Consider the following 15439-nt stretch of genomic DNA (forward strand, 5'->3'; position numbering starts at 1 on the left):
AGCGCGGCCATCCCCGTCAACGCTCCGGCGCCACCAGGATCTCGACCGATGACCTCGAAACCCGTCAAGACCGCGTTCGTCCTCACGGCCCTCGTGGCCCTGCCCGGTCTGCTGGGCGCCTGCCGCTCGGAGCGGGTGATCACCACCGGCTCGGTCGCGCCGGCGGACTACCGGGCACGCCATCCGATCGTGCTCACCGACAACCAGCGCAGCCTCGACGTCTTCGTGACGGGCACCGGCCATCTCGACCCGCGCCAGACGGCGGACCTCGACGCCTTCGTCCTCGAATTCCGCCGCTTCGGCCGCGGCGTCCTCGTCCTCGACATGCCCCGCGGCGTATCGCCGGCGGTGGGCGCGGGAGTCGAGCGCACCGCGGCGTCGATCCGCCGGGTGGCGGCCGAGGGCGGGGTGCCCCCGCGCCAGATCGTGGTCGAGAACTACGCGGTGGCCAACCCCGCGCTGTCGGCGCCGGTGCGGGTGAGCTTCCAGCGGATGGAGGCCAAGGTCGCCAGCCAGTGCGGCACCTGGCCGGGCGACCTCGGCGTCAGCGATCCCGTCACCAGCAACCGCAACGAGCCGTCCTGGAACTTCGGCTGCGCGTCCCAGACGAACTTCGCCGCCCAGGTCGCCGACCCGGTCGACCTCGTGCGCGGCCGCCCGGAGGGTCCGGTCGACTCCGTCCGGCGCACCCTGGACATCGGAAAACTGCGCCAAGGCAAGGATCCGTCAACCAGATGGAATCAAGATGGGCAGACGAGCGTGAAGTCGCAGGTCGGCAACTGAGCGAGACGCGGGTCGCGCATGTCGGGACCACCGCGAGCCTCGCCGTCTTCACCGCGGCAACCTGAACCGGATCACCGACCATGGCGGACCTGCACGAGACATCCGAGCGCCTGATCGCACCGGTGCCACGCATCACGATCCAGGCCTTCTGCGAGACCCAGGACGCGGCGGGCATGATCGAGGCCGCCTGCCTCGACAGGCGCATGCAGAAGGCCCACGTCAAGGTGCAGATGGGTGGCGGGCCGGCCGCGGTGGAAGCCTACCGCCACGCCCCCACCCCGAACGTCATCATCATCGAGACGCAAGGGGCCAAGTCGCGCCCCCTCGAATGCCTCGATTCCCTGGCCGAGGTCTGCGACGAGGGCACCAAGGTCATCGTCATCGGCCACGTCAACGACGTGCAGCTCTACCGCCAGTTCCTGCAGCGGGGGGTGAGCGAATACCTGATGGCGCCCGTCGACCCGATCACCCTGATCCAGTCGATCTCGGACCTGTTCACGGCGCCCGGCGCCAAGCCCGTGGGCCGCACCATCGCGGTGGTGGGAGCCAAGGGCGGCGTCGGCTCCTCGACCATCGCCCACAACCTCGCCTGGACCATCGCCCGCGGCCACGGCACCGCCACGGTGATCGCCGACCTCGACATCGCCTTCGGGACCGCGGGCCTCAACTTCAACCAGGACCCGCCCCAGGGCATCGCAGAGGCGGTGTTCGCGCCCGAGCGCCTCGACGGCAACCTCCTCGACCGCCTGCTCTCGAAATGCAGCGACAACCTCAGCCTGCTCTCGGCGCCCGCGATCCTCGACCGCACCACCGACCTGTCCGAGCCGGCCTTCGACAACCTCGTCGATCTGCTGCGCGCGGCGGTGCCCTGCATCATCCTCGACGTCCCCCACCAATGGTCGGCCTGGACGCGGCGGCTGCTGATCGCCGCGGACGAGATCGTCATCGTGGCGGCTCCCGAGCTCGCCTCCCTGCGCAACGCCAAGAACCTGCTGACCCTGCTCCAGCAGAACCGCCCCAACGACGCGCGCCCGCGCATCGTCCTCAACGGCGTCGGCGTGCCCAAGCGCCCCGAGATCGGCGCGGCCGACTTCGCCAAGGCCCTCGATGCGCCGCTCACGGCCAGCATCCCCTTCGATCCGGCCCTGTTCGGCACGGCCGCCAACAACGGCCAGATGATCGCCGAGATCCAGCCCGGCGCGAAGGCGTCGGAGGTCTATGCCGACCTCGCCGCCAAGCTCACCGGCCGTCCCGAGGTCAAGCGCGGCCGGGCGAACCTGCTCGAGCCGTTCCTGGCCAAGATCGCCCGGCGCAAGGCCTCGTGATGCCCGCGGTCGTCGATCCCGCGATGCCACGGCGTCGCGCCCGGGGCACACCCAACGGCGCGAAGCCGGCATCCCGCATCACGATGACCGCCCGTATCACGATGACCGCCGAGGTTTGCCGTCATGTTCGGTAGGAGAAACGGCGCGGCCGCCGCGCAGGCCCCAGCGCCGGGCCCGGCCCGCACGCAGGTGCCGGTGTCCGTGCGCGAGGAGAAGCCCCAGCCGGCGCAGCGCCAGGACGTGACGCGCCCGGACGGGTCCCGACAGGACGGCGCGCGTCACGAATCCTCGCGTCGGCCCGAGCCGGTCGCGGTGCAGGAGGCGCAGAAGTCCGAGGACTACTACCGCACCAAGAGCATGATCTTCGGGGCGCTGATCGAAGCGATCGATCTCGCCCAGCTCTCGCGCCTGGACGCCGAGACCGCCCGCGAGGAAATCCGCGACATCGTCTCGGAGATCATCGGCCTCAAGAACATCGTCCTCTCGATCGCCGAGCAGGAGGAACTGCTCGACGACATCTGCAACGACGTCCTCGGCTACGGCCCCCTCGAGCCGCTGCTGGCCCGCGACGACATCGCCGACATCATGGTCAACGGCGCCAACCGCGCCTTCATCGAAGTCGGCGGCAAGATCCAGCTCACCAACGTGCGCTTCCGCGACAACCAGCAGCTGATGAACATCTGTCAGCGCATCGTCAGCCAGGTCGGCCGGCGCGTCGACGAATCCTCGCCGATCTGCGACGCGCGCCTGCCGGACGGATCGCGCGTCAACATCATCGCCCCGCCGCTGGCCCTCGACGGGCCGATCCTCACCATCCGTAAGTTCAAGAAGGACAAGCTGACCCTCGACCAGCTGGTGAAGTTCGGCGCGATCTCGCCGGAGGGCGCCAAGATCCTCCAGATCATCGGCCGGGTACGCTGCAACGTCGTGATCTCCGGCGGCACCGGCTCAGGCAAGACGACGCTCCTGAACTGCCTCACCCGCTACATCGACGAGGACGAGCGCATCATCACCTGCGAGGACGCGGCGGAGCTGCAGCTGCAGCAGTCCCACGTCGTGCGCCTCGAGACCCGCCCGGCCAACATGGAGGGCTCGGGCCAGGTCACCATGCGCGACCTCGTCAAGAACTGCCTGCGCATGCGGCCCGAACGCATCATCGTCGGCGAGGTGCGCGGACCCGAGGCCTTCGATCTGCTCCAGGCGATGAACACCGGCCACGACGGCTCGATGGGGACGCTCCACGCAAACTCCCCGCGCGAGGCCCTGGCGCGTATCGAATCGATGATCACCATGGGTGGCTTCACGCTGCCCTCGCGCACCCTGCGCGAGATGATCTGCGGCTCGATCGACGTGATCGTGCAGGCGACGCGCCTGCGGGACGGCTCGCGCCGCATCACGCACATCACCGAGGTGATGGGCATGGAAGGCGACGTGATCATCACCCAGGACCTGTTCGTCTACGACATCAGGGGCGAGGACGCGAACGGACGCCTGATCGGACGGCACCGCTCCACCGGCATCGGCCGCCCGCGCTTCTGGGAGCGCGCCCGCTACTACGGCGAGGACCAGGCGCTCGCCGCCGCCCTCGACGCCGCCGCCGCCCTCGACGGAGATCCGATGTGACCCGCGATGGTCCGCCCGACATGAGTTCCCTGCCGTGAGAACCCTGCCATGAACGGGACGAACCTCGCCCTGACCGGCGCCCTCATGGCGATCGCCGCCGGCGGCGTCGCCTATGCGTTCCTCGCCCCCTACATCGCCGGCGAGAACCGGGCCGACAAGCGGCGCAAGGCCATGAGCGTGGTGACGACGCCGGCCGCCCGCGCGGCCACGGTCAACCGTCGCGACCAGGTGGCGCGCAGCCTCAAGGAGATCGACGCCAAGGCCAGCGGCGGCAAGGTCAGCCTCGATCTCAAGATCGCCCGCGCCGGCCTCGATTGGTCGAAGCAGAAGTTCTACCTCGCCTCGGCCGCGATGGGCATCGTCTTCGCGCTGGTGATCTTCCTCGTGACCAAGACGCCGATCGCCGCCCTCGGGGCGGTGTTCGCCGGCGCCCTCGGCCTGCCGCAATGGATGCTGAACCACCTGCGCAAGCGACGCATCAAGGCCTTCATCAAGGAACTGCCGACGGCGATCGACATCATCACCCGCGGCATCCGGGCCGGCATCCCCCTGGGCGACTGCTTCCGGATCATCTCCCGCGAGACGGAAGATCCGTTGCGCTCCGAATTCCGGCAGGTCGTGGAGGCCCAGACTCTCGGGTTGCCGATCGGCGAGGTGATGCAGAAACTCTACGAGCGCGTGCCGGTGGCGGACGTGAACTTCTTCGCGATCGTCATCAGCATCCAGTCGAGCTCGGGCGGAAACCTGTCGGAGGCCCTCGGCAACCTCTCGCGCGTCCTGCGCGACCGCAAGAAGATGGCCGGCAAGATCCAGGCGATGAGCATGGAGGCGAAGGCCTCGGGCGGCATCATCGCGGCCCTGCCGTTCGTGGTGGCGATCCTGACCTACCTCTCCAGCCCGGACTACATCTCGCTGCTCTGGACCACCGACATGGGCCGCGTCGCCCTGGTGGTCTCGGCGCTGTGGATGTCGCTCGGGGTCTTCACGATGAAGAAGATGATCAACTTCGACGTCTGACGCCGGCCGGGGACGGACCGCGTCGCCGCGAACCGCCCCCGTCCCGCGCCGCGCCCGGCGCAGCCCACCGACCTTCGTCCGCACGGACCGCCAGCATGATCACCGCCATCGCCGACAAACTGATCGACCCCCGCTTCATGGCGATGGTGCTCGTCGGCATCGCCTCGGCGGCGACGGTGTTCGCCCTTCTCCAGCCGATCATGGAGCCGGACCGCCTCAACAAGCGCATGAAGATGGTCGGCAACGAGCGCGAGGAGATCCGGCGGCGCGAACGCGAGAAGCTGGGGGCCAAGGCCTCCCTGCGGGTGGCGCCCAAGGCCTACATGAAACGCGTGGTGGAGCAGTTCAACCTCAGCCGCTGGCTCGGGACCGAGAGCGCCAAGCGCCAGTTGCTGACGGCCGGTTTCCGGTCGCCGGGGGCGGAGACCGGGTTCCTGTTCTTCCGCCTGATCATGCCGATCGTCCTCCTCGTCCTCAGCATCTTCTACCTGTTCGTGCTGCAGGTCCTCGACCAGCCGGTCTTGATCCGGGTGATGATCGTCATCGTGGCGGCCTTCCTCGGCATCAAGGCGCCGGAGATCTACCTGTCCAACCGGACCGCCAAGCGGCAGACCGAGATCCGGGCGGCCTGGCCGGACGCCCTCGACCTCAGCCTGATCTGCGTCGAATCCGGCATGTCGGTGGAGCACGCCTTCCGCAAGGTGAGTTCCGAGATCGCGATCCAGTCCGTCGCCCTGGCCGAGGAACTGGCGGTGATGACGGCGGAGCTGTCCTATCTGCCCGACCGGCGGGTGGCCTACGAGAACCTCGGCAACCGCATCGGGCTCGACGCCGTCAAGTCCGTGACCACGGCGCTGATCCAGGCGGAACGCTACGGCACGCCGGTGGGCCAGGCCCTGCGCGTGCTCGCCCAGGAAAGCCGCGACATGCGCATGAACGAGGCCGAGAAGAAGGCCGCCGCGCTGCCGCCCAAGCTGACGGTGCCGATGATCCTGTTCTTCCTGCCGGTGCTCTTCGTCGTGATCCTGACCCCGGCCGCGATCCAGGTCATGCGCTGACGCCGACGGCCCGACACCGCCCTGCCCTTCCACTCCGAACGGCTGGGCGCCATATTGCGGTCATGGCTGCACCCAAGACGCCCCGCACCCCATCCGCCGAGGGATCGGCAGGCAAGACGACGGCGGCCGGGAAGCCCAAATCGTCCGCTTCCAAATCGTCCGCTCCCAAGCCGTCGTACTCGAAGGCGTCGAAGCCCGAGTTGAAGCCCCTCGACCCGTTCCTGGCCGAACTCCTGAGCCCCGCCCTCAATCGCAACCGGCTGCCCGAGATCGAGGCTCCGAAAGCCGCATCCGGCAAACAGGCCCCGGCGAAACGGAAGGCGAAGGCGCCCGAAGGATTCGGCGAGGCGCCGCAATCGGGCTTCGTCGTCGCCGACGCGGCGGAGGTGGACCCGCGGCTCGCCCAGGCCCTCGGCCTCGGCGAGGGCGATGCGGCCGAACCCGAGACGTCCCTGGCCGCCGACGGCGTCTCGGCCACCGTCGACGCGCTGTCGCGCCTGCTCACCGAGGGCAACCCGCTCTTCAAGGACGGGAAGACCTGGGCGCCGCACCGGCCCGACCGGCCGCAGAAGTCGGAGGGCGGCGTGCCCTTCCGGCTGCAATCGGAGTTCGAGCCGGCCGGAGACCAGCCGCGCGCCATCGCCGAACTGGTGGACGGCGTGACGAAGGCGGAGCGCGACCAGGTCCTGCTCGGCGTCACCGGCTCGGGCAAGACCTTCACGATGGCCAAGGTCATCGAGGCGACCCAGCGCCCGGCCCTGATCCTGGCCCCGAACAAGACCCTGGCGGCGCAGCTCTACGGCGAGTTCAAGAGCTTCTTTCCCGACAACGCGGTCGAGTATTTCGTCTCCTACTACGACTACTACCAGCCCGAGGCCTACGTGCCGCGCTCGGACACCTTCATCGAGAAGGAATCCTCGATCAACGAGCAGATCGACCGGATGCGCCACGCCGCCACCCGCGCCCTGCTGGAGCGCGACGACGTCATCATCGTCGCCTCGGTATCGTGCATCTACGGCATCGGCTCGGTTGAGACCTACACCGCGATGTCGTTCACGGTGTCGCTGAACGAGCGCATCGAGCAGCGCCAGCTCGTGGCCGACCTCGTGGCGCTGCAGTACAAGCGCATCCAGTCCGATTTCGCCCGCGGCACCTTCCGGGTGCGCGGCGACGTCATCGAACTCTGGCCGGCCCACCTGGAAGACCGCGGCTGGCGCATCGGCCTGTTCGGCGACGAGATCGAGAAGATCACCGAGTTCGATCCGCTCACCGGCAAGACCCTCAACGAGCTCAAGTTCGTGAAGGTCTACGCCAACTCCCACTACGTCACGCCGCGCCCGACGCTGCAGCAGGCGGTCAAGGGCATCAAGTCCGAGCTCAACCAGCGCGTCGAGGAACTGACCCGGATGGGCCGCCTCATCGAGGCACAGCGCATCGAGCAGCGCTGCACCTTCGACATCGAGATGATCGAGGCCACCGGCGCCTGCAACGGCATCGAGAACTATTCGCGCTACCTCACCGGGCGCAAGCCGGGCGAGCCGCCGCCGACCCTGTTCGAATACCTGCCCGACAACGCCATCGTCTTCACCGACGAGAGCCACGTCACGGTTCCGCAGATCGGCGGCATGTACAAGGGCGACTTCCGCCGCAAGGCGACGCTGGCCGAATACGGCTTCCGGCTGCCGTCCTGCCTCGACAACCGCCCGCTGCGGTTCGAGGAATGGGACGCGATGCGCCCGCAGTCGATCCACGTCTCGGCGACACCCTCGAAATGGGAGATGGAGCAGACCGGCGGCGTCTTCGCCGAGCAGGTCATCCGCCCCACCGGCCTCGTCGACCCGGTCATCGAGATCCGCCCGGCGCGCTCCCAGGTGGACGATCTTCTGGGCGAGGTCCGCGAGGTCGCCCAGGCCGGCTATCGCACGCTGGTCACCACCCTGACCAAGCGCATGGCCGAGGACCTCACCGAATACCTGCACGAGAACAACGTCCGTGTCCGCTACATGCACTCGGACATCGACACGCTGGAGCGCATCGAGATCATTCGCGACCTGCGGCTCGGGGCCTTCGACGTGCTCATCGGCATCAACCTGCTGCGCGAGGGGCTCGACATCCCGGAATGCGCGCTGGTCGCCATCCTCGACGCCGACAAGGAGGGCTTCCTGCGCTCCGAGACGTCGTTGATCCAGACCATCGGCCGGGCGGCCCGCAACGCGGACGCCCGCTGCATCCTCTACGCCGACCACATCACCGGCTCGATGGAGCGGGCGATGGCCGAGACCGAGCGCCGCCGCACCAAGCAGGTCGCCTACAACACCGAACACGGCATCACGCCACAGAGCGTCAAGCGCGGCATCAGCGACATCCTCGACAGCGTCTACGAGCGCGACCACGTCCAGGTGGACACGGGGCTGGCCAAGAACGCCGTCACCATCGGCCACAACCTCAAGGCGGTCATGGCCGACCTCGAGAAGCGGATGCGCATGGCCGCCGCCGACCTCGACTTCGAGGAGGCCGCGCGGTTGCGCGACGAGCTCAAGCGCCTCCAGGCCACCGAGCTCCTGGTCTCCGACGACCCGATGGCGCGCCAGGGCGACGTCGAGCGCGAGGCCGGGAAATACGGAGCCAAGCGCAGCCGCATCTCCAAGCCGAGCCTCGACGACATGGGGCCCGGCACCGATCGCGAACGGCCGGTCGATGGCGTGGCGCCGGTCTGGCAGGAGCGGCCCAAGGCCCGCTCGACCCAGGGGCTCGGTGGGCAGAAGCCGAGATACCGAGGCCGCGGCAGCGGCGGTTCACGCTCGCGTGACGGCTAGGAGGAACCGGCCGGGCAAACCGGGCTTTTCCTGTTCATCAGCGTCGCTACCCGATGAATGGAGATGTCGATGACGACCCGTCCCGGTTCCCGCCCCGCCGCCGGCCTGGCAGCCCTGGCCGTCCCCATCGTGGTGGGTCTCCTGGGCTTCGGGGGCTCCGCCCTCGCGCAGACCGTCGAGAGCCGCCGCGACCAGCCGACGCCCGCGACCCTGCCCGATCCGGAGGAGGTCCGTCAGCGGGAGGGCAACCGCCCGATCGGCCAGGTGGCGCCCCCCGAGGCCATCACCTCCTCGACGGCGGTGATGAATTCCGACCGCAAGGGCAAGGCGAGCTACACCAACCCCCTCGACCATCTGCCCGCCAAAGACCGTGCCGGCACCGGTGGCGGCCGGCGCGAATAGGCGACACGATACGGCGCCGGCACATCCGTGACGGCGCCGGCGGAGACACGGCAACAGGAGCGATGGACATGGGCCTACTCGATCAGGTCATCGGCGGCGTGCTCGGCCAGATGATGGGCGGCGGCGGTTCCCAGCGCCAGGAGGGCGGACAGGGACAGGGCGGCGGCTTTCCCGGAGGCCTCGGTGGCGGGATGTCCCCCATCGTCCAGGCCCTGCTGATGCTCCTGATGCAGAAGGGGATGAGCGGCGGCCTCGGCGACATCTTCGGTGGCGGCGCACGCCAGCCGCCTCAGGAGGGGGACCGGCGCGAGCGGCAGGACCCGCGCGACGACGGTGACCTCGGCGGGTTCGGACAGGGCGGGGATCGCGGGCCCGACCGGTACGACGAGCCCGAACGCCGCGGCGACGGCGGCGGCGAATTCGGCGACCTCTCCGGCATGCTCGACGGACCTGGGGGACGCTCGTCCGATCGGATGGGCCGTCACGACTGGCAGGACGGCTCCGGCGACGGGCCGGGCGGCCTCGACGGGCTGGTCGACCGGTTCCAGCGCGGCGGGCTCGGCGACGTCATGGAATCCTGGATCGGGTCCGGCCAGAACCGGCCGGTCGAGCCGAACCGGCTCGCCGACGCCCTCGGGCCTCAGACCGTCGACACCTTGGCGAGCCGGACCGGGCTCGACCGCGACACGCTGCTGTCCCAGCTCGCCCAGGCGCTGCCCGGCGTCATCGACGGGCTGACCCCCCAGGGGCGGCGACCGACCCCGGAGGACCGGCGCGGCTGGTAGCCCCCTACAGCAGCGTCCCCTTCAGGATCACCATGGCGACGCTGAAGTAGATCACGAGCCCGGTCACATCCACCAGCGTCGCCACGAAGGGCGCCGAGGCGGTGGCCGGGTCGAAGCCCAGCCGCTGCAGCACGAACGGCAGCATCGATCCGGTGAGCGAGCCGAAGGTGACGATCCCGACGAGGGCCGCGCCCACGGTCGCCGCCACCAGCATCCAGTGCTCGCCGTAGTCGTAGAGGCCGGCCTTCTGCCAGACGACGATCCGGACGATGCCGATCAGGCCGAGGATGGCCCCGAGCAGGAGCCCGGTCGGCAGTTCGCGCAGCGCCACCTTCCACCAGTCGCGCAGGCGCACTTCGCGGAGGGCGAGCGCCCGGATCAGCAAGGAGGTCGCCTGCGAGCCGGAGTTGCCCCCCGAACTCATGATGAGGGGGATGAACAGGGTCAGCACGATGGCCTTTTCGAGTTCGCCTTCGAAGCCCTGCATCGCGGTGGCGGTCATCATCTCGCCGAGGAACAGGGCGCAGAGCCAGCCGGCCCGCTTCCGGATCATCGTCGGAAAGCCGATGTCCATGTAGGACTCGGGCAGCGCCTCCATGCCGCCGAACCGCTGCACGTCGCGCGTCTGCTTCTCGACCATGGCGTCGATCATGTCGTCGACGGTGACGATCCCGATCAGATGGCCGACGGCATCGATCACGGGCAGGGCCAGGAGATCGTATTTCGAGATCAGGCGGGCGGCCTCCTCGCGGCTGGCGGTGGGCGAGACCGCGAGCGGATGTCGCCCCGGTGCGACGCTGAGGACGTTGTCGTCGGGATCGCCGCTGATCAGCCGGCGCAGGGGCACCGCCTTGGTCAGGGCCTGGGTGCGCGGGTCGAGGACGAAGATCGCGTAGATGGTCTCGCGGGTCTTCTCGACCTTGCGAAGGTGGTCGAGGGTCTGGCCGATGGTCCAGGTCCCCGGGACGGCCACGAACTCGGTGGTCATCAGGGAGCCGACGCTCTCCTCGCCGTAGGCGCTGAGCCGGTCGACGGTGCCACGGGTCTCGGCGTCCAGGCGCGCGCGCAGATCCGAGCGGCCCGGCTCCTCGATCTCGCGGAACACGTCGGTGACGCGGTCGGCCGCCATGCCCGAGAGATACGAGGCGACGCGGTCGCGCGGCAGCATCTCGATGATGTCGGCGGCGGCATCGAGCTCGGGCTGGTCCAACACCTCGACGGCCCGGTCGTGCGGCAGCCCGAGGATGATGGCGGCGGCGACCTCGGGCGCCTCCTCGTTGAGGGCCTCGACGATGTCGGGGGCGCGTTCGTCGGAGAGGCGGGCCGCCAGGACGGAGGGATCGACGGAGCCGAGCGAGTCGGCGACTTGAAGGGCGTTCATGGGCTTAACCTCGCACGGCGGGGACGCGGCCGCCGTGGGTGGCGCCGGTCGCCGGGGCCGCCGCGGCCCGGTGCGAGCCTTCAGGCGGCCATGGCGGCCGGGACACCGTGCGGCGGCGTCGATCGACTGTGACTGTCGCTGGTCATGGGGTTCGGGTCTGGGTCTGGGGTCTGGGGTCCGTATCGTCCCCGCCCGCATCGTCGGATGCGGGCACCGGGAGCGCCGCGCCTGTGCACCCGACGGATGAAGGCGTCAAGCGATTTCGCGCGGTGGATCTCCGGCCGGCCGACGCCACCGCCCGGACCTGACACGAGGGGCCTGCGACGGCCTGAAGGGACCGCGAATTTTGGGTTCGCGCGAATTCCTGATCCAAAGGACGCCGAGGTCGCGCGGGACCGGGGTGCGCCTGCGCGGACCCGCTCCCGGCACGAATGGCCGCGCTCCCGCCGATCTGGTACGCACCGGCGACGCGGCCCGGGACACCCCCGGCGTGTCCGGAGGCGAGATGTCCATTCCGCAGACCAAGATCTTCCCGAACCTGACCCGCCTGCTGATGGCCTGGGAGATCGCGGAGTTCGGCTGGGAGATCGGCGAGCATACCTACGGTCGGCCGACGGTCCTGGAAGCGGGTGCGGCGGCACTCAGGATCGGCCGCTACTGCTCGATCGCGTCCGACGTCGTGATGGTCCTGGCCAACCACCGCATGGACCTCGTCACCACCTATCCGTTCAAGACCCTGTCCCACCTCTGGCCGAGCGCGGCGGCGGGCGAGGACGACCACGCCAGCCACGGCGACATCGTCATCGGCGACGACGTCTGGATCGGCACCGGCGCCATGATCCTGTCGGGAAGCGACATCGGCACCGGCGCCGTCGTCGCGGCGCGGTCGGTGGTGCGCGGCGTAGTGCCCCCCTACGCCATCGTGGCCGGCACCCCGGCGAGGGTCATGCGGCGGCGGTTCGACGACGACACCGTCGCCCGGCTGCTCGCGACGGCCTGGTGGTCCTGGCCGGAGGACAAGCTCGGCGCCTACCTGCCGTTGATGCTGGGGACCGACATTCACGCCTTCCTCGCCCGGGCCGAGGCGGAACGCGACGGCGGCGAACCGTCTCCGGAGGGACACCCGCCCACGCCGTGAACGGATGCGATGGCTGCCACGGAATCGCGCGACAAAGTTGGCGTGACGTCGCGTATGGAACCATAGCGCAGGGCGAGACGTCACGGCGTCCGACGGAAGGCCACCGACCGCCGTCGGGGTGGTGGTATATTGCATGAACGCCGCATCAGGCTTGCATCTTATCGCCATCCTATGAGAAATATAAGTGTAGCGCCCACTTGTATTGCGCCCAACGGATCGCCTATGTCAGGGTCGTTAGCGAGAAGGAGTTTCGCCATGACGTGGTCTGCCCCCATCGTTCAAGAAGTTTGCGTCGGCATGGAAGTGACGAGCTACGAGTCTGCCGAGATCGACACCTTCAACTGAGGGTCTCGCAACTGACGGTCTCGAGCTCCCGCCTGGGACGACTCGTAACGTTCGAATTCCCCAACACCCCTTCAGAGGAAAACGCCATGACCTGGTCTGCCCCCATCGTTTCGGAAGTCTGCGTCGGCATGGAAGTCACCAGCTACGAGTCCGCCGAGATCGACACCTTCAACTGAGGCGTCGACGCTCCGTGACGGAGCGTCTCGCACCGGTTCACCGTCATTCATCATCATTCCAAGGATATCATCATGACCTGGTCTGCCCCCATCGTTTCGGAAATCTGCGTCGGCATGGAAGTCACCAGCTACGAGTCCGCCGAGATCGACACCTTCAACTGAAGGTCGGTCGGCCGACAGGCCGATGGGGCGGCACCCGCGAGGGTGCCGCCCTTTTTCATGCCCGATCAATGAAACGACGAAGGGCCGGACCGCAGACGCGGTCCGGCCCTTCGTGCGTGGCGGCGCCCGCTGCCCCGGGGATTAGAGCCGGTAGCGGATCTGGTCGGTCCAGAAACGCTCCAGGCGTCCGAGCGCGACGTTGAGACGCCCGAAGTCGTCGTCCGAGATGCCGCCGATCGGCTGGATGGTGCGGGCGTGCTTGTCGTAGAGCGTCTGGATGATGTCGTGGACCTGCTTGCCCTTCTCGGTCAGGCTGATGCGCACCGAGCGGCGGTCCGTCTTCGAGCGGGCGTGGTGGAGATAGCCGGCCTCGACGAGCTTCTTGACGTTGTAGGAGACGTTGGAGCCCAGGTAGTAGCCCTTGGTGCGTAGCTCGCTCGCGGTCAGTTCCTTGTCGCCGATGTTGTAGAGCAGCAGCGCCTGGACGCTGTTGACGTCCTCGCGGTCGCGGCGCTCGAACTCGTCCTTGATGACGTCGAGGAGGCGGCGGTGCAGCCGCTCGACGAGGTGCAGGGCCTCCAGATAGGAACCCGCGGACGTGCCGGCCTCGGCGGAGGGGGTGCTGTCGACGATCTTGGCGGCCTTGGATGACATGGGTGCCTCGCGGGAGTTCGGGTGCCGGGCGCCGGCTTGATCGGCACCGCCTATGAACCCAACCTAGATCGGCCGAATGAAAAGCAGTTTAAGCGACAAGATGAATTTGCAATTTACCCGCTTGGGTAAATGCAAGATGAAACCACTACCGTAAGATTCGATTTACCGAGCCTCGTTCGCCGCTAGTGAAGACAAGATGAAGTAGATCACGACAATACTACCTTGTATCGCGATCAGCGGCATCGACATCGCCAGCAGCTGCGGCGTCAACAGCGCCAGGGTGATGGCGCTGGTGGCGGCCAGCAGCCAGACGACGCCGCCCCAGGCGCTGGTGAGCCACAGGCCGACGGCGGCCGTGAAGTCGATCACCGAGAAATAGACGATGACGGTCTGGCGGCCGAACGGCTCGTCCTCGAACGGTGCCGCGTTCGGCCAGACGTCGAGGATCCGCATCCACGACCACACCCCCTTGGCCAGCCACAGCAGGGCCACGAGGCGCATGAACCAGACCAGCACCATGTCCCAGCCGGTCTGGCTGGGGGCCGCGACGCGTTCGATCCTGTCCGCATTGCGCTCGCCGCCGCGGGCCTGGCGGGCCGAGCCCAGCTTGATCAATCCCTTCACGGTCTCGGGTCCCGTCCCATCGCCGGGCCGAAATCGGGCTCCGGACCGTCGAGCGGCGCAAAGAAGGCGGCGATCGCGGCCGGGTCGACGGCCTCCGGGGTCGCGGGCGACCAGGCCGGCGTCCCGTCCTTGTCCACGAGAACCGCGCGGACGCCCTCGAAGAAGTCGTGGCTGGCCGTGACCCGCAGCGCCAGGCGGTATTCGAGGGCGAGCGCCTGCGCGACGTCGAGCCCGACGCCCCGCCGCATCTGTTCGTGGGCGATGGCCACGCTGGTGGGCGAGCGCGTGCGGATCAGTGCCGCCGTCTCGGCCGCGAAGGTCGAGTTGGCGATGCTCGAGCCGGCGGCCGCCCGGTCCAGCGCCGCGAGGACGGCGAGGACGGAATCGGCGGCGAAGGCCCCGTCGACGAGGCCGCGGGCCGCGGCCAGCGGTCCGGGCGCGGGCGGCGGCGCGGCATGGGCGGCCAGGACATCGTCCACCGGTCCGCCCTCGGCCAGGGCCGCGATCACGGCCTCGATGTCCTGGGGGGCGACATGATGGGTGGCGAGGCCGAGGGCGAGGGCGTCTCCGATCCCGATCCGCGAGCCGGTGAGCGCGAGATAGGTGCCGGCCCGACCGGGCAGCCGGGGCAGCGCGTAGGTCATCCCGACGTCGGGAAAGAACCCGATGCCGACCTCCGGCATCGCGAACCCGTAGTTCCCGGAGGCGACGCGGTGGCTGCCGTGCAGGGAGATCCCGACGCCGCCGCCCATCACGATCCCCTCGATCAGGGAGACGACGGGTTTGGGGTAGCGCTTCACCGCGGCGTTCAGCCGGTATTCCGACGACCAGAACGCGCGCACCGCCTCGTCCTGCCCGGCCCGGCACTGGTCGTAGACCCGACGGATGTCGCCTCCGGCGCAGAAGGCCCGACCGCCGGCGGCGCGGATCACCACGCGGGTGACGGCGGCGTCGCGCTCCCAGGCGTCGAGCGCGGCATGCAGCGCCGCGATCATCGCGAGGGACAGCGCGTTGAGGGCCTTGGGCCGGTTCAGGGTCACCAGACCCGCGGCACCGCGGCGCTCGAACAGGATCTCCGGCTCTGCCCCTCGCTCGGCCCCTCGCTCGGCCCTTTGCGTCATCGACCCCACTCGGACTCCCCGCGGACCCC

General features: G+C 69.0%; 16 protein-coding genes. 12 read left to right on the forward strand and 4 right to left on the reverse strand.

Annotated elements, in window-relative coordinates:
• The first annotated feature begins 48 nt into the window (after positions 1-48).
• The 8 genes from ASF39_RS01330 (at position 49) to ASF39_RS01365 (ending at position 9809) form a co-directional block, all read left to right on the forward strand.
• Complete coding sequence (locus ASF39_RS01330; protein WP_055879278.1) at positions 49-783, forward strand: CpaD family pilus assembly protein; 735 nt, start codon at positions 49-51, stop codon at positions 781-783.
• Between the two features lie 80 nt (positions 784-863).
• The gene (locus ASF39_RS01335; protein ID WP_055879283.1) at positions 864-2108 is read left to right on the forward strand and encodes an AAA family ATPase; all 1245 of its coding nucleotides are present in this window, start codon (positions 864-866) and stop codon (positions 2106-2108) included.
• Positions 2109-2231: 123 nt separating this feature from the next.
• Positions 2232-3731 carry a CpaF family protein gene (locus tag ASF39_RS01340; protein ID WP_055879286.1) on the forward strand — a complete coding sequence of 500 codons (1500 nt, stop codon included), beginning with the start codon at positions 2232-2234 and terminating at the stop codon, positions 3729-3731.
• A gap of 48 nt (positions 3732-3779) precedes the next feature.
• Entirely contained in the window at positions 3780-4748 is a 969-nt protein-coding gene (locus ASF39_RS01345) for a type II secretion system F family protein (protein ID WP_056280537.1), read from the forward strand.
• 95 nt (positions 4749-4843) lie between these two features.
• Positions 4844-5806: a type II secretion system F family protein gene (locus ASF39_RS01350; RefSeq protein ID WP_055879292.1), complete on the forward strand. Its 963-nt coding sequence runs from the start codon at positions 4844-4846 to the stop codon at positions 5804-5806.
• 62 nt (positions 5807-5868) lie between these two features.
• Positions 5869-8622 (forward strand): excinuclease ABC subunit UvrB, encoded by a 2754-nt coding sequence (gene uvrB / locus ASF39_RS01355; protein WP_056280541.1) that lies wholly within the window; start codon positions 5869-5871, stop codon positions 8620-8622.
• 69 nt (positions 8623-8691) lie between these two features.
• Entirely contained in the window at positions 8692-9024 is a 333-nt protein-coding gene (locus tag ASF39_RS01360) for a hypothetical protein (protein ID WP_156387496.1), read from the forward strand.
• A 68-nt stretch (positions 9025-9092) separates the two neighbouring features.
• Complete coding sequence (locus ASF39_RS01365; protein ID WP_056280543.1) at positions 9093-9809, forward strand: YidB family protein; 717 nt, start codon at positions 9093-9095, stop codon at positions 9807-9809.
• A 4-nt stretch (positions 9810-9813) separates the two neighbouring features.
• Here ASF39_RS01365 and mgtE read toward each other — a convergent pair whose 3' ends face one another.
• Positions 9814-11190: a magnesium transporter gene (gene mgtE / locus ASF39_RS01370; protein ID WP_056280546.1), complete on the reverse strand. Its 1377-nt coding sequence runs from the start codon at positions 11188-11190 to the stop codon at positions 9814-9816.
• Positions 11191-11695: 505 nt separating this feature from the next.
• On the opposite strand from mgtE, the gene ASF39_RS01375 reads away from it, so the two are divergent.
• The 4 genes from ASF39_RS01375 (at position 11696) to pqqA (ASF39_RS01390) (ending at position 13011) form a co-directional block, all read left to right on the forward strand.
• Entirely contained in the window at positions 11696-12328 is a 633-nt protein-coding gene (locus ASF39_RS01375; RefSeq protein WP_055881063.1) for a CatB-related O-acetyltransferase, read from the forward strand.
• 255 nt (positions 12329-12583) lie between these two features.
• Entirely contained in the window at positions 12584-12673 is a 90-nt protein-coding gene (gene pqqA, locus ASF39_RS01380) for a pyrroloquinoline quinone precursor peptide PqqA (protein WP_018042171.1), read from the forward strand.
• An 86-nt stretch (positions 12674-12759) separates the two neighbouring features.
• Positions 12760-12849, forward strand: a complete 90-nt coding sequence (pqqA, locus tag ASF39_RS01385; protein ID WP_055879303.1) for a pyrroloquinoline quinone precursor peptide PqqA — start codon at positions 12760-12762, stop codon at positions 12847-12849.
• Between the two features lie 72 nt (positions 12850-12921).
• Positions 12922-13011, forward strand: coding sequence for a pyrroloquinoline quinone precursor peptide PqqA (gene pqqA, locus ASF39_RS01390; protein WP_055879306.1), 90 nt, complete (start codon positions 12922-12924; stop codon positions 13009-13011).
• Positions 13012-13152: 141 nt separating this feature from the next.
• Here pqqA (ASF39_RS01390) and ASF39_RS01395 read toward each other — a convergent pair whose 3' ends face one another.
• From ASF39_RS01395 to ASF39_RS01405, 3 genes are all read right to left on the reverse strand, one after another.
• Positions 13153-13665 carry a winged helix DNA-binding protein gene (locus ASF39_RS01395; protein WP_055879309.1) on the reverse strand — a complete coding sequence of 171 codons (513 nt, stop codon included), beginning with the start codon at positions 13663-13665 and terminating at the stop codon, positions 13153-13155.
• 162 nt (positions 13666-13827) lie between these two features.
• A complete protein-coding gene (locus tag ASF39_RS01400; RefSeq protein WP_055879314.1) occupies positions 13828-14289 on the reverse strand; it encodes a DUF6163 family protein in 462 nt (153 codons plus the stop codon).
• Entirely contained in the window at positions 14286-15410 is a 1125-nt protein-coding gene (locus tag ASF39_RS01405) for an enoyl-CoA hydratase/isomerase family protein (RefSeq protein WP_056280547.1), read from the reverse strand. The genes ASF39_RS01400 and ASF39_RS01405 overlap by 4 nt, the downstream gene beginning before the upstream one ends.
• Positions 15411-15439 lie beyond the last annotated feature (29 nt).

This window comes from Methylobacterium sp. Leaf108 (assembly GCF_001423265.1).
In the GTDB taxonomy this organism is placed as follows: Bacteria; Pseudomonadota; Alphaproteobacteria; order Rhizobiales; family Beijerinckiaceae; genus Methylobacterium.